This window comes from Massilicoli timonensis (assembly GCF_900199515.1).
In the GTDB taxonomy this organism is placed as follows: domain Bacteria; phylum Bacillota_I; class Bacilli_A; order Erysipelotrichales; family Erysipelotrichaceae; genus Massilicoli; species Massilicoli timonensis.
In genome coordinates, this window is record NZ_LT963433.1 from 224003 (window position 1) to 238937 (window position 14935).

Sequence of the window (14935 nt, forward strand, 5' to 3'; positions counted from 1 at the left end):
CAAACAAAAGAAATACTTTTCCAAGCAAAATAAAAGCATACAAGCAAAAAGCCGAGAACTTTCATTCCCGGCTGTTTCATCGCTTTACCCTTTTGATGACAGACGCTTTTTCGCAGTAGACAACATGAGCTTGATACGGTTCAGCTGATTGACCTCAGAAGCGCCCGGATCATAGTCCACAGCAGCGATGTTGGCCTGCGGATACGTTTTGCGCAGCAGCTTGATCGTGCCTTTGCCGACTACATGATTAGGCAGACAGGCAAAAGGCTGAATACATACGATATCGGTAACGCCTGACGTGATCAGTTCAGCCATTTCCCCGGTCAAGAACCAGCCTTCGCCATACTGATTGCCCAAAGAGAGGAATGGCTTTGAAAGCATTGCCACATCGCGAATCGGCATCGGTGCTTCAAAGCGTTTGCTGTTTCTCAGCGCTTCGATTGCCGGCTTGCGGATCTGTTCGATTGCTTTGATGCCCAGATTGGCAAGCGCCGCACCACGGCGTTTTGTTCCTAAATAACGATGCTTATAATTCGCATTGTATAAAGAGTAATTCATAAAATCCAAAAGATCCGGTACGACTGCCTCCGCGCCTTCTTTTTCCAAAAGGTCCACTAAGTGATTATTGGCAAGAGGCATATATTTTACTAAGATCTCACCGACGATGCCTACTCTTGGTTTTTTTAGATCCTCATAGATCTCCAGTTTATCAAAATCAGCGACAATGCCTGCACAAAGCTTACGATACGTCCACTTGCTCTTTGGATCGCGAAAAGCCTCTGTAACGATCGCTTCCCATTTCCGGTGCAGCGCGTTGGCAGAACCGCTGTTTTTTTCATAAGGGCGCACCCGATATAAGCAGCGCATCAGAAGATCACCGATGACAACGCCCTGTGCCGCTTTCAAGAGCAGCTGCGGCGGTAAATGAAAGCCCTCGTTTTTCTCCATGCCGTTGGCATTGAAGGAAATGACCGGTATGTGAGACAGTCCCACTTTTTCTAAAGCACGGCGAATAAAGGCGATATAGTTGCTGGCACGGCAGCACCCTCCGGTCTGCGACATGATGATCGCTAAGCGATCGGTATCATAGCGCCCTGAAAGCACCGCTTCCATGATCTGCCCGATCGTAGTGATCGATGGAAAGCAGGCGTCATTATTGACAAAGCGCAATCCGGTGTCGATGGCCGAACGATTGTCGTTGTCCAATACCTCGATGTTGAAGTGATAAGCCTGAAAGATCGGCTTTAAGATCGAAAAGTGGATCGGGCTCATCTGCGGTGCAAGAATCGTATAGCCTTCCTGAAACATCGCTTTGGTAAATTCTGCACGCTGATAAGAAACAGGTTCTGTTTTCGCTTGGATGCCCTGCTCTTTTCGCATCTCCATGGCTGCCAGCAGACTGCGCAGACGGATCCGCGCGGCGCCTAGATTATTGACTTCATCGATCTTTAAGACCGTATATAATTTATTATGCTTTTCCAGTATTTCATTCACCTGATCCGTCGTTACCGCATCTAAGCCGCACCCGAAAGAGTTTAACTGGATCAGCTCCAGATCATTGCGTTTTGCCACATATTCCGCAGCCTGATACAGACGGGAATGATATACCCATTGATCATTGACCCGCAGCGATAAGTCCTTGTAGGCTTCTATCGGCAGCGCATCCTCACTGAGCACTGCCAGGCCATAGCCGGCGATCATCTGGGGGATCCCATGGTTGATCTCCGGATCGATGTGATAAGGGCGTCCCGCCAATACGATGCCCGGACGATCGTGTTCCTTCATCCATTCCAAAGCCTTTCGCCCGGCTTCCCGCACATCCGCCTTGGCTTTTGTCTGTTCTTCCCAGGCAAGATGCACCGCTGCTCTTACTTTACCGGCATCGATCTGCCATTCTTCCCAACAAAAGCGCACCAATCGATCTGCGGCGGTCTTTTCACTTGTAAAAGCGATGAACGGACGAAGATAGCGAATTGTTCCTTCGACGATGTCCTCTACGTTGTTTTTCAAATTTTCCGCATAGGATACGACGATCGGACAGTTGTAGTGATTTTGGGCATTCGGTGTTTCCTGCCGCTCATAAAACACACATGGATGAAAGATCGTTTGGATTCCCTGATCGATGAGCCATTGCACATGTCCATGTGACAGCTTTGCCGGATAACATTCCGACTCTGATGGAATCGATGCCATCCCTCGTTCATAGATCGCACGGCTGGAAGTCGGCGATAACACGACTTGAAAGCCCAGCTCATAGAAGAAGGTCGCCCAGAAAGGATAATTTTCATATAGATTCAATACCCGTGGGATGCCGATCACCCCTCTTGGCGCATCCTTCAGCGGAGGATAAGCAAACATCCGCTGCTGCTTATAGGCGATCACATTCGGCGCCTGCTTGTTTTCTGCATTTTCCCCTAACCCTTTTTCACAGCGGTTGCCACTGATATAGCGACGGTTGCCGTCAAAGCGGTTGATCGTAAGCATGCAGTGATTAAAACAGCCCTGACAGCGCGTTGTAGACGTCGTATAAGTAAGTGATGCGATCTCATCAAAAGACAGCATCGTGCTTCTTCCGCCATGGTCATGCTTTTTTGCCAAAAGCGCTGCCCCAAACGCTCCCATGATGCCGGCAATATCCGGACAAATGGCTTCGATCCCCGCAATCTTTTCAAAGGCTCTTAAGACCGCCTGATTGTAAAAAGTACCGCCCTGTACGACCACATGTTTGCCTAATTCTTCCGCACTGGTCAGTTTTATGACCTTAAACAGCGCATTTTTGATAACCGAATAAGCAAGACCTGCGGAAATATCAGAAACCGAAGCGCCTTCCTTCTGTGCCTGCTTGACATTGGAATTCATGAACACCGTACATCTTGTTCCCAGATCGATCGGATGCTTTGCGAACAGGGCTTCTTTTGCAAAATCATGCGCACTGTAGCCAAGGGAAACGGCAAAGTTTTCAATGAATGAGCCGCATCCCGAAGAACAGGCTTCATTTAATAAGATCGTATCGACTGAGCCGTTTTTCAGCTTGATGCACTTCATATCCTGACCGCCGATATCGAGAATACAGTCTACCTTCGGTTCAAAAAACGAAGCCGCCATAAAATGTGCGATCGTCTCCACTTCTCCCTCATCTAAACAAAACGCCGCCTTCAACAGTTCTTCGCCATAGCCGCTGGAACAGGCACGGGCAATATAAGCGTCCTTTGGCATCTGTTCTGCCAAAATACCGATTGCTTTTTGAGCGGTTTGGATCGGACTTCCCTGATTGCCCGCATAATAAGAAAAAAGCAATTCTCCCTCTGTACCGATGAGCGCCACCTTGGTCGTCGTCGAACCGGCATCGATCCCCAAATAACACGCACCGTGATAATCGCAAAGCGGACTTTTTCTTACCACTGCCTGTGCATGGCGATCCTTAAAGTTTTGATAGTCTTCCTTATCCTGAAATAACGGCGCCAGTCGGTTTAATTCAAAATGCAGCGCAACCCCGTCATGTAATTTTCGAAGCAGTACGTCAATTTCGATTCCTTTTTCTTCCTTCGCCTCCAGCGCCGCCCCGCTTGCCGCAAATAAGTGCGCATGCTTCGGATCGACGATCGTTTCTTCTGTCAAATGCAAAGTGCGGATAAACGCTTTTTTCAGTTCGGTTAAAAAATGCAGCGGACCGCCTAAAAAAGCAACACAGCCCTTGATCGCCTTGCCGCATGCCAATCCGGAAATGGTCTGATTGACGACCGCCTGAAAGATCGAAGCCGCCAGATCTGCTTTTGTTGCACCTTCGTTGATCAATGGCTGAATATCGGATTTCGCAAATACGCCGCATCTTGCCGCGATCGGATAGATCTGCTGATAATGCTTTGCCGCTTCATTTAATCCCTGCGCATCGCATTCTAACAAAGCTGCCATCTGATCGATAAACGATCCGGTGCCGCCTGCGCAAACGCCGTTCATACGCTCCTCCAGGCCACCGGTAAAATAAATGATCTTCGCGTCCTCTCCACCCAGCTCGATCGCCACATCCGTCTGCGGCGCATAAAATTGCAAAGCACTCGCCACTGCTACCACTTCCTGGATAAAGGCAATCCCTAATGCCTTCCCCAGATTGATCGAACCCGATCCGGTAATCTTCACCTGTAAAATACAATCTCCTAACTGCGCTTTGACTTCCTGTAACAGCGCAGTCAATGTTTCTTGTGTATGTGCATGGTGACGGCGGTATTCCCCGTAAATCATCTTGCTTTCCTGATCTAATACCACCAGTTTCACAGTCGTACTGCCAATATCGATGCCGACACGGTAGGTATTCATCGCAATCACCTTTCTTTCTTGTAATAAAACCGCATAATATTATATTATCAATACATTCTCAAGTAAATCTCAATTTGTAAGCTTTTTTTGACCTTTTTTCTTTCTCAGATCGTTTTGCTTCTTTTATGTATCATGAAGCCGCAGCGTCTTTATGCGATTGCTTTTTTCCATGAAAATAAGCGCTGCCTTCTGTCATAAAATGATCATTTCTTTCTTTTTATCGTAAAGTTTAGGCTTTGTGCAAGGTGATTTGCATAAGAAGTGTTATAATAACAGGGATAAAATGGAGGTGCTGCTATGTTTCAGGTGCTGGTAGTAGAAGATGATCGTGAACTGCGTGATCTGTTTTGCACGGTCTTAGAGGAAAACGGCTATCATGCCATCGCGGCGAATGATGGATTACAGGCGTTTGATCTGCTGGAAAGTCATTACATCGATCTGATCATTTCCGATGTCATGATGCCGAAACTGAATGGCTTTGAAATGACCCAGGCGATTCGAAACGCCGGCTATACGATGCCGATCCTGATCATTTCCGCAAAAGGTCAGGCAGCCGATAAACAAAAGGGGTTTCAGTCCGGGATCGATGATTATATGGTAAAGCCGATCGATGTCAATGAAATGATATGGCGGGTGGAAGCGCTGCTGCGGCGTTCCCAGATCATCAGTCAGCGTAAGGTAAGGATCGGCAGCAGTGAATTAAACAGCGACACTTATACGCTGCGCTGTGGAGAGCAGGAAGTCGTTTTACCGCAAAAGGAGTTTTTACTGCTGTTTAAGCTGTTGTCAGCACCTGATCGCATTTTTACCCGTACCCAGATCATGGATGAGATCTGGGGCGTAGATCAGGAGCGCGATTCCCATACGCTGGATGTCCACATCAGCCGGCTGCGAGAAAAATGCAAAGATAATCCCGACTTTGATATTGTAACGATGCGCGGTTTAGGCTATAAGGCGGTGGCACGAAAATGATACGCAATCGTTCATTTCGCATCGCCGTGCTCTTTTCCGCTCTGGTGTTTTTGATTCTTCTGCTGACGATGGGGCTAACCGGTCTGATCACGGTACTGGTATCGGAAAGTAATTTCATCGACGCTCCGCCGAAAGAATTAACACTGCTCTTATTTGCCGTTATCAGCATTATCGTCGGCACGATCTTATCGCATACCGTAGGCAAGCGTCCTTTGAATGTGATCCGGGAAATCGACGATGCGACCAAAGAAGTCGTTAAAGGCAATTTTACGGTAAGGCTCAATGAGGACATCGTAGCAGAAGAACTGCATTCTATGGCGCACAACTTCAATACGATGGTGCGGGAATTATCTAATACGGAAATCTTGCGCAAGGATTTCATCGAAAATGTTTCACATGAATTTCAAACACCGCTCTCCGCGATCGAAGGCTATGCCGCTTTGCTTCAAAATCAATCTTTGACTACGCAGAAAAGGCAGGAATATGCGGAACGCATCCTTGTTAATGCCCGCCGTCTATCTGATCTAAGCGGCAATATCCTATTGCTTTCCCGTCTTGAACATCAGGAACTGGAAATCCAGAAAGAAACTTATGCGCTGGATGAACAGATCAGAGAAGCGATCTTATTGTTTGAAACGAAGTGGACACAGAAAGAACTGTGTCTAGAGGTTGATCTTTCCGCGATCCGTTATAAGGGAAACAAAGAACTGTTGATGCAGGTATGGCAAAATCTCATCGGCAACGCCGTTAAATTCGTCTCCCAAAAGGGAGAAATCCGCATCACGCTGCGTATCGAGAAAAATGATGTGATCGTAACCGTTGCCGATAATGGGATCGGCATGAGCGAAGCGGTGCAAAAGCGCATCTATGAAAAGTTTTATCAAGCCGATACGTCCAGGACCGGAATCGGCAATGGACTTGGTCTGGCGCTTGCCAAACGAATCGTCGATCTGCATGACGGTACCTTGACAGTAGCCAGTGCAGAGGGAAAAGGAACGATGTTTACAGTTACGCTGCCGCTTGTATAATTCATACAGCTGATAAAAACAGGGTGCTTCGATATACCCTGTTTTTCCTTGCTTTCTTTTGCTTGCACCTGTTTGTCTGATTCCTTCTTTGTCTTTGCTATTTCATTTTCCTTAAAAGCGAATCTGCGCATAAACAAAGAAACGACCGTACATCATCGATCGTTTCTTTGTTTCTGCAACGCAATCGCTCTTTTGCTTACAGCGTGCTGCCGAAATCACAGGCAATGCTTTGTCCGGTAATCGCTCTGGATTCATCGCTTGCCAAAAACAATAAAATATTAGCTACATCATCGGGCAGACACGGCTGGATCTTCAAATCACCGTGCTTTGCCATCTGTCCCAGCATATCCGGATCTAAATTTTCCGGACGGGAATCGGCAACCATTGGCGTCACGATCGTACCCGGGCAAATCGCATTGCAGCGAATGTTGGTACCGGCAAAACGCAGCGCGGTATGTCTGGTAATGCCGATGACCGCAGCCTTGCTGGAAACATAGGCAGCGCCGCCGCATCCCATTAAACCGGCAATCGAAGCAACATTTACGATCGATCCGACACCGCTCTTTGCCATCTCTTTGCTTACTTCACGTATGCAATAGATCGTACCTTTCTGATTGGTATTGATGATCTTTTCCAGATCCTCGTCCGTGCATCGATCGATCGGTTTCAAACCGGCTTCTAAAACACCGGCATTATTTACCAAAATATCGATCTTGCCAAATACTTCCAGTGTCTTTTCCACCAAATGCTTCACATCTTCCGGCTTTGCGATATCTGATACGATCGGCAATACCGTACCGCCGTTTGCTTGAATCGTATCGGCCACCTCTTTTAACGGCCCTTCCCGACGTGCCGTAATCACGACCTTTGCGCCTTCTTTGGCGAATCGTATCGCCGTCGCGGCACCGACGCCGGAATTGCCTCCGGTAATGATCGCAACTTTATTCTCTAAGCGTTTCATCATGATCCCTCCTTGCTTGATTGTATTTAGAAACCGCTTTTTTCATTCTTATTCTATCACACTTTTCTCTTCCCTTTAACCATGTTGCCCAAAGGCAAAGCCAAGGAACACAAGCTTTTTGCCCTTTCTCTTTCTAAATGATTCGTTTCACTCTTGATCAGATAAAAAGGACGATCGCCCGTCCTGATAGTTATTTCCTATACTTGTTCTTTACGGCAAAGCAACAGCTTCCCCTGCCTTTTTTTGCAACGGCAGGTGCCGATGGATAAACCACATAAACCAGCCTACTAAAACGATGCCTTTCAGCACGCTGGATAAAGAGATGCTCCACCAGACGCCATTGAGTCCCAGTGCCGTTTCCGCCAGCAGATAGGCAGTCGGGATACGCGCCGCCGTAAGCACGATGCTGACGATACTTGGCGGGATCGTTTTCCCCATCCCGCTGAAAGCACCGGCTGTTGTGATCTCAATGCACATAAACAGCTCAGAAACACCCAATATTCTCAGATAGTCGATTCCCATCTGCATGACCTCTTTCTCCGATAAAAAGATCCGAAAGATCCACTCCGGAAATACGATCAGTACAACGGAACAGAAAAGTCCCCACAAGGAAACGATCAGCATGGAAGTGCGATAGCCTTTGCGCACCCGTTCATATTGTTTCGCCCCATAATTCTGCGCCACAAAGGAATTGACAGCCGCCGCAAAGCCTTCTGCCGCCATCCAGGAAATGGATTCGATCTGGCTGCCTACCTTTTGCACCGCTACTGCGCCATCGCCCCAAACCGCGATCATACGCGCAATGATCATGGAGATCCCGGAAAACAGCATGCTTTGCAAAGCGCTCGGTAAACCGATCGAAACCATCGTAAGCACATGCTTTTTAGATGCGGCTTTCCATAAGCGCAGATCATGAAACATCGCCGTTTCTTTTCTGATCACCGCCAAAAAGATCACAAATACGACAAACTGCGCCAAAACCGTCGCAATCGCCGCACCGGCAACGCCCATCGCCGGGATCATACCGAAACCGAAAATAAACAACGGGTCTAATACCAGATTGATGAGCAAACCGATCGAAGTTGCCACAAAGGAAGAACGACTGTTCCCCATCGCCGTCAAGATCCCGGTCAAGATCTGATTCATAAAATTAAATACGACCAAACCGCAGGTGATCTGTAAATAGATGATTGCATCTTGGATCACTGATGCCTGATTCAGCCGAAAAAAGCCGATCATCTGATCCGCCGCAAACAATGTAAGCACCCCGCACGCCAAAGCAAATACGATGCCCAACTGCAATGCCCCCTTGCTATACATACGCGCATCATCATAATTCTGTGCCCCCAAACTCTGTCCGACCTTTACCTGTCCCCCCATTTTCGCTAAGGTCGCCAAACCGTTTGACAGCCACATATACATGCCGGCAGCACCGACCGCAGCCACCGCTCCGCTTCCCACTTTGCCAAGCCAGATCATATCGATCATGTTATATGCCATCTGAATAAATGAGGTTGCCATGATCGGTATCGACAGTTTCCCAAGCGCGGTCATAATATTCCCCTTTAATAAATCCACATGCTGGCGCATTTGATCAAACTCCTTTCTTCGATTCCCTCTGTTTTCTCCATCATTTTTCTATGCGACTTATTGTAGCACATTCTTTCATAAAACGCATCAAGAACGAAAAGAGGAAAGCATGCTCCTTACTCGCTTTCCCCTGATAAACAGATGCTTCACAAATCCTAAGCGTACCTTGCAACTGTTTGGTCGCTTTTCTTTTACGCAACGTGTATCTCACAATCACCGTTGATCTTTTTGATCTTGCAGGTATGATCATAAGTCAAACTGCCGTCACAGTCGATTTCCTCCACGACACAACCATTTTCCAATACGATTTCCCGCGCACTGATCTTCTTGCAGGCCGTATCCGACGCATAAAGCCGGGTACACTCGATCATTTGGATCTGACAGCCGCTGTTTTCCTTCTTAAACAGGTTCCCTAGATGAAAGCTTTTGATCGATCGTACGGCATTGACTTCGATCACATCTCCAACCAGTTCATTCAAATGAATGATGCCGTCAATAACGACTCGATCGGCACTTACTTCCCCATGATTCGTTAATTGACCGGCGATCTCGATCTGATTGGCATAAATCTTCCCATCATAGGTAGACATCAGCCCATCAACGATAAAATGATCTACCCGAATATCGCCTTGTACCTTGCAAACACCATTCACTTCCAGTTTTTTGCCGCTCATCGCGCCGCTGCCATTACAAACACCGTCGATTTCCATATCACGAAATACAATATCACCGTCGATCTTGACAACGCCTTCCACTTCAATATCTTCATAAGTACCGGCGTGCAATGTGCCGATCGACTCAAATACGGTCTTTCCCATTTTACTGTTCCTCCTTTACGATAAAATGAAACTGCTCCTGATATTTTAATTTCATCTTTTTCGATACCTCCATGAGCGATACTTTATACAATTCTTCAATATGGGTATCGACATATAACTTGATATCATTTTTGGCGATCATCAAGAACTTCATATCGTTTACCTGATACAGATGCAAAAGATAGCCGTCATGTTCTAGTTCTTTCACATAAGGGAAGATCCCTTCCGCAAGCTCCAAAATTTCCGTCTCACTCATTGCAAAGCGACGTCTGATCTCAGATAAAGTCGCCATGATCACGATTTCCAAAAAATTAAAACGGTCTTTTTCATAGGCGTCCATAAATCCGGCAATCAGATCTATCTCGATTTCCTCAAACACTTCCAGATCTTCTTCCTCAAACAGACGATTGGATATTTCCGGCGATAAGATCTTTGCCAATTCATCTAAGGAATACTGATCCTTTAACCTTAAAATATCCCGTACTCTTTGCAAGATCTGCTCCTGTGGGAAAAAGGTTTCCTGTCCGGTCGGTGATGAGCGTTTGATAAACCATTCCTCCGGAATCAGTCCTTCGCGTTTCCAGCGATATAACTGCCCATAGGAAATACCGGTTTGCTTCAATAACTCTTTTTTAGAGATATACACGCACTGCCCCTCCTTTCATAACAATGTTTTATTATCTGAAACTACTATAACATAACATTGTTTCAATAACAAGTGTTTTTTCGTTTTTCTTATTGATTCTCCTATCCCCGATCCATTCTCATTGCCTTATCCTGCTTCCCTGCCACATAAAAAAAGGATCTCTTCGATCAGAAAGATCCTTCTCTTTATTGTGATTTAGAATGCGGCTAACCTAAATCATCATCGCTTTGCTTTTTCACAAAGGATCCGATAGCCTTCCTCAACATCCTCGATCTCCAGCACACTCTGTTCCATTGGGCACATGCCATCCCCTTTGCGGTTGATGACATAAGGCACCTCCTGCTCATAGAAGCATGGCACACCGCCTTCCTCTAACACCTGTTTTGCCAATGCAGAAATCGTAAACGTATGCAGTTCCTTGATCTTCGCATATCGAAACAGCATAGCCGCGGCTTTGCCCACGATACGATCATAGATCACTGCGCCGCTTAGCTCCACCTCATCACTTTGGATCCATTGGATCAGCGGCAAGATCCCATGTTCCTTTGCCACATAAAACTGCTTTCCACACTGTGCGATACAGGTGTATGCTCCGCTTTTCAACCCCTCATAGTAAGAAAGGGGAAGCCTATTCCTCTTCATCAATGCCCCACGCCTTACGATCCATCGCTACCTGTTCTAAATGCGCTCTGATCGGCAAATGCTGCGGACACTTATTTTCACAGGCACCGCATTTTTTACAGACAGAAGCAAAAGCATTGCTTCGATCCAGCGATTGAAAACCATTTGCGGCTTGTTCCTTGTTTTCATACATTGCATAGGTATTCCATATTTTGAAGTTTCTCGGAATATCGACACCGAATGGACACGGCATGCAGTAATTACAGCCGGTACAGCCGTTTTTCGTCTTGGCGCGAATGGCTTTGGCTGCCTCTTCCACTAAGATGCTTTCCCGATGATTCAATGGCTTGAACGCATGGAATACCGATAAATTGTCTACCACCTGCGCCATCGTCGTCATGCCTGAGAGCACCACTTTGACATTGCTTAAGGAAGCGATCCAGCGAAATGCCCAGGAAGCCATGGAAGCGTCAGGATCATAGGCACGGAAAATACTTTCAATATCCGCCGGCAAATTGGCTAAAGCACCGCCTTTATTCGGTTCCATGATCACGATCGGCACACCGCGTTCCTGCGCCAGATAATAGCCGCGGATCCCCTGCTGATGTTCCACATCCATGTAATTCAGCTGAATCTGACAAAAATCCCAGTCACGCGCCGTCAGGATTTCTTCAAATACTTCATATTCGTCATGAAATGAAAATCCCAAATTTCTGATCCTGCCTGCTTGCTGCTCCTGCTCCAGATAAGGAATGATCCCTAATCGCTTCACCAGTTCCCATTTTTCTTTATCCATTGCGTGCAGCAAATAAAAATCGACATAGCTTTGATCCAGACGATCTAACTGCTTTTGAAACATCTCCTTCACATCGTCCAGTGTTTTCACATCCCATAACGGCAGCTTGGTCGCCAGATAGTAAGCATCTCGCTTATATTTTTTCAATACTTTCCCCACAAAAGGCTCGCTCATCTGATTATGATACGGATAAGCGGTATCAATATAAGTTACCCCGTTTTCGATCGCATGATCTAACAGCGCTTCCGCTTTTTCTTCATCGATCGAACCATCTGCCAAAGTAGGAAAACGCATACAGCCAAATCCTAAAAGTGATGGTGTTTCCCCGTGTTTCATCGTACGATATTCCATATTTCTTTGCCTCCTTTGCTTTTTTATTATTATACCGCAAATAAAATGCAAATGTCTGCAAAGATTTACGTTTTTCTCAAACCGTGATAAAATGCAATAGAAACAATCAGAAAGAAGGCATTGATATGGTATCGATCGGCAATGACTGGGATCATTTATTAAAGGATGAATTTCAAAAAGAATACTATCAGAAACTGCGTCGTTTCCTGATCTACGAATATCGTCACCATACCGTATATCCGGATATGTATGACATCTTTAATGCGCTTCGCTATACCGCTTATCAAGATGTCAAGGTCGTATTGATCGGACAAGATCCTTATCATGGCAAAGGACAGGCACATGGCCTTTGTTTCTCTGTACAGAAAGGCATTGCCCCACCGCCCTCTCTTATCAATATTTTCAAGGAACTGCATGATGATCTCGGCTGCACGATCCCATCACACGGCAATTTAACAAAGTGGGCAAAGCAGGGTGTTTTAATGTTGAATGCCGTCTTGACCGTACGAGCCGCACAGGCAAACTCTCATGCCAATCAGGGCTGGGAACAATTGACCGACCACATCATTTCTTTGATCGATCAAAAGCAGACCCCGGTCGTCTTTCTGTTATGGGGAAGAAACGCACGCAATAAAAAAGCACTGATCACAAATCCACAGCATCTGGTCTTGGAATGTGCGCATCCAAGTCCTTATTCTGCCGACTATGGCTTTTTCGGATGCCGCCACTTCTCCAAATGTAATCAATTCTTAGCAAAGAATGGAGAAACGCCGATCGACTGGCAGATTGAATCAATACCGATCAAAAAATAAAGGAGCAGTCGTATGATCACAATACGGCTGCTATTTTCATCTAGGTTTCTTCGATATCCATCGTGCGCATCGCGGCTTCACTGACACCGTTTTTCTCACCATAAGCGATCCAGTATTTGGTCGATGCCTTTACGAATAAAGAAGTAGGTAGCGGCATCGTTACTTTCTGCGATCGATACTGTTTGTTTATGATTGCCTTTGCCAGTTTTTTGATCTCTTTGTTTACCAGAAAACGAAACGGTGTATTGAGGATTGCTTCCCCGCTGCCGATCTGTAATGATGAGCCAAAGGGAAAGCCGTTTCGCTTGCAGAACAGTTTTACCATTTCGATCGCAACATCATTTTGCGCATATTCTAAAAAGCCACAGTTGATCATGACCGAAATGATCGGCCGTTTGTTTGGCAAATGCGCTTCCCACTCTTTCAGAAATGATAGGACCGGTGTCGGCAGACTGTCCACATAGAGCGGAAATACCAGCAGTACATCAGAAAACTGCTCCATCTTGGCATATAATGCTTCGTGATTTTGCGCGGTGATCGTATCATACACGGCCATGCTGCCGCAGTTTTCCATAAACTGTTCCGCATAGGCTTTTGAGTTTGAAATCGGTGCTCTGGGAGAGCCGTTCAAGATCAGGATCTGTTGTTCCATGCGTCAAGCTCCTTTCGCAGTGTTTCCTCTAATGCAGCTTCCTCACAGAAGCGGATACGGTACTGTTTGAAATTCATGTTTTTCGCATTGCGGGCGATCAGTTTTTCAAATACAGCTCTTTCTTGTGAACCATCGGCACCATAGGCGATGATCAGCGCATCTTTCAAAGCGACCTTGCGCTGCACATGATGGGTTTCTCCATCTAATACTCTGAGAAACGCCTGCTGAATGGGAATCGTCCGCTCCAGCATTCTTTTCATGATCACGTCATAACCTCCATAAACAACATGAGTAATATAGACGAGTTGTTCACATGCGGCAATCAGCGGATAGACCTTAACGGCATCATCACGGATCACACATTTTCCGGGTGTCTTGGTCCAGCAGCCAAAGCAGCCCATACAGTTTTTGATCTGCAGCGAAGATAAATCAATAAAATTTGTATCTTTCAGCTGCAGTGCATCGTATTTCAAATCAATATCACTTAAAATCAATCGCATCGTGTTTCCTCTTTTCTGATCATACATGAACAATTGCCTGTCTTTGTCTGATCTGTTTTTATCTTAAAAGATTATTTGCCATTATGCAACCTTTTTTACCATGACATCACTTTCCGCTTTCCCTAATCGGCGGCAGTGAGAAACTCCCATGAAAAAAGACGCATCCTCATCGAAAACGCGTCTGATGACTGCTAATATAAGCCAAACAAGTGGATGACCAGATTGCTCATCGCTTCTACGATCGAATTGGTCGCTCCCACTAACGGTGCGTTCAGCAGACCGGAATATAATACCAGCAACAAGATCATACCGATATAAGGTTCCCACTGCATCAGCTTCAAGTACAGATCCTGCGGCAGCACACCGGCCAATACCTTAGAACCATCCAGCGGTGGGATCGGGATCAGATTGAATACGCCCAGTCCGACATTCAAGGTCGCAGTGTAAAAGCAAAGCGTGATCAGATAACTGACGATGCCGTTTTGTAATATGACATATACGCCAAACACAGAAAGCAGCGCCGCCATGATGACAAGCGATAAAAGCGCCATCAGGAAGTTCATCAGCGGCCCGGCCACGGCAGTCCACATCATACCGGCCTTGGGATCGTCATAATAGCTGGGATTTACCTGTACCGGTTTTGCCCAGCCAAAGCCAAACAACAACATACAAAGCGTACCGAGCGGATCTAAATGACGAAGCGGATTCAGCGACAGCCGGCCATCGCTTTTCGGTGTCGGATCTCCTAATTTATAAGAAACATAGCCATGCGCCAGTTCGTGCATCGTCATGGCAATCAAGATAGCGGGAACGGTGTAGATCAATCGATCGATTGACAATGCGCTCATGATCGTACTCATACATACCTCCTCAT

13 protein-coding genes are annotated in these 14935 nt (G+C 46.3%); 3 read left to right on the forward strand and 10 right to left on the reverse strand.

The features are described from left to right. Window positions 1–84: 84 nt before the first annotated feature. Window positions 85–4314: a 2-hydroxyacyl-CoA dehydratase gene (locus tag C1712_RS01640; protein ID WP_102266185.1), complete on the reverse strand. Its 4230-nt coding sequence runs from the start codon at window positions 4312–4314 to the stop codon at window positions 85–87. Window positions 4315–4611: 297 nt separating this feature from the next. Between C1712_RS01640 and C1712_RS01645 the strand changes: the two genes are divergently transcribed. Both C1712_RS01645 and C1712_RS01650 read left to right on the forward strand, forming a co-directional pair. Then, window positions 4612–5286 (forward strand): response regulator transcription factor, encoded by a 675-nt coding sequence (locus tag C1712_RS01645; protein ID WP_102266187.1) that lies wholly within the window; start codon window positions 4612–4614, stop codon window positions 5284–5286. Continuing rightward, window positions 5283–6314, forward strand: coding sequence for a HAMP domain-containing sensor histidine kinase (locus C1712_RS01650; protein WP_102266189.1), 1032 nt, complete (start codon window positions 5283–5285; stop codon window positions 6312–6314). The genes C1712_RS01645 and C1712_RS01650 overlap by 4 nt, the downstream gene beginning before the upstream one ends. Before the next feature lie 196 nt (window positions 6315–6510). On the opposite strand, the gene C1712_RS01655 is transcribed toward C1712_RS01650, so the two are convergent. The 6 genes from C1712_RS01655 to C1712_RS01680 form a co-directional block, all read right to left on the reverse strand. After that, window positions 6511–7275 (reverse strand): SDR family NAD(P)-dependent oxidoreductase, encoded by a 765-nt coding sequence (locus tag C1712_RS01655; RefSeq protein ID WP_102266191.1) that lies wholly within the window; start codon window positions 7273–7275, stop codon window positions 6511–6513. Window positions 7276–7485: 210 nt separating this feature from the next. Continuing rightward, window positions 7486–8865, reverse strand: coding sequence for an MATE family efflux transporter (locus tag C1712_RS01660; RefSeq protein ID WP_102266193.1), 1380 nt, complete (start codon window positions 8863–8865; stop codon window positions 7486–7488). A gap of 191 nt (window positions 8866–9056) precedes the next feature. Then, window positions 9057–9683, reverse strand: a complete 627-nt coding sequence (locus tag C1712_RS01665) for a polymer-forming cytoskeletal protein (protein WP_102266195.1) — start codon at window positions 9681–9683, stop codon at window positions 9057–9059. Between the two features lies 1 nt (window position 9684). Then, window positions 9685–10329: a DUF4004 family protein gene (locus C1712_RS01670; RefSeq protein ID WP_102266197.1), complete on the reverse strand. Its 645-nt coding sequence runs from the start codon at window positions 10327–10329 to the stop codon at window positions 9685–9687. Window positions 10330–10548: 219 nt separating this feature from the next. Further along, window positions 10549–10971 carry a DUF1893 domain-containing protein gene (locus C1712_RS01675; protein ID WP_102266199.1) on the reverse strand — a complete coding sequence of 141 codons (423 nt, stop codon included), beginning with the start codon at window positions 10969–10971 and terminating at the stop codon, window positions 10549–10551. Continuing rightward, window positions 10958–12097, reverse strand: coding sequence for an aldo/keto reductase (locus tag C1712_RS01680; RefSeq protein ID WP_102266201.1), 1140 nt, complete (start codon window positions 12095–12097; stop codon window positions 10958–10960). Before C1712_RS01680 ends, C1712_RS01675 begins: the two co-directional genes overlap by 14 nt. A gap of 125 nt (window positions 12098–12222) precedes the next feature. On the opposite strand from C1712_RS01680, the gene C1712_RS01685 reads away from it, so the two are divergent. Beyond that, the gene (locus tag C1712_RS01685; protein ID WP_102266203.1) at window positions 12223–12909 is read left to right on the forward strand and encodes a uracil-DNA glycosylase; all 687 of its coding nucleotides are present in this window, start codon (window positions 12223–12225) and stop codon (window positions 12907–12909) included. Window positions 12910–12949: 40 nt separating this feature from the next. On the opposite strand, the gene C1712_RS01690 is transcribed toward C1712_RS01685, so the two are convergent. The 3 genes from C1712_RS01690 to C1712_RS01700 form a co-directional block, all read right to left on the reverse strand. Next, window positions 12950–13561: a hypothetical protein gene (locus tag C1712_RS01690; RefSeq protein ID WP_102266205.1), complete on the reverse strand. Its 612-nt coding sequence runs from the start codon at window positions 13559–13561 to the stop codon at window positions 12950–12952. Continuing rightward, on the reverse strand, window positions 13543–14061 hold the full coding sequence (locus C1712_RS01695; RefSeq protein WP_102266207.1) for a flavodoxin family protein: 519 nt from the start codon (window positions 14059–14061) through the stop codon (window positions 13543–13545). The genes C1712_RS01690 and C1712_RS01695 overlap by 19 nt, the downstream gene beginning before the upstream one ends. A gap of 191 nt (window positions 14062–14252) precedes the next feature. Beyond that, the gene (locus C1712_RS01700) at window positions 14253–14921 is read right to left on the reverse strand and encodes a site-2 protease family protein (protein WP_245858029.1); all 669 of its coding nucleotides are present in this window, start codon (window positions 14919–14921) and stop codon (window positions 14253–14255) included. Between the last annotated feature and the right edge of the window lie 14 nt (window positions 14922–14935).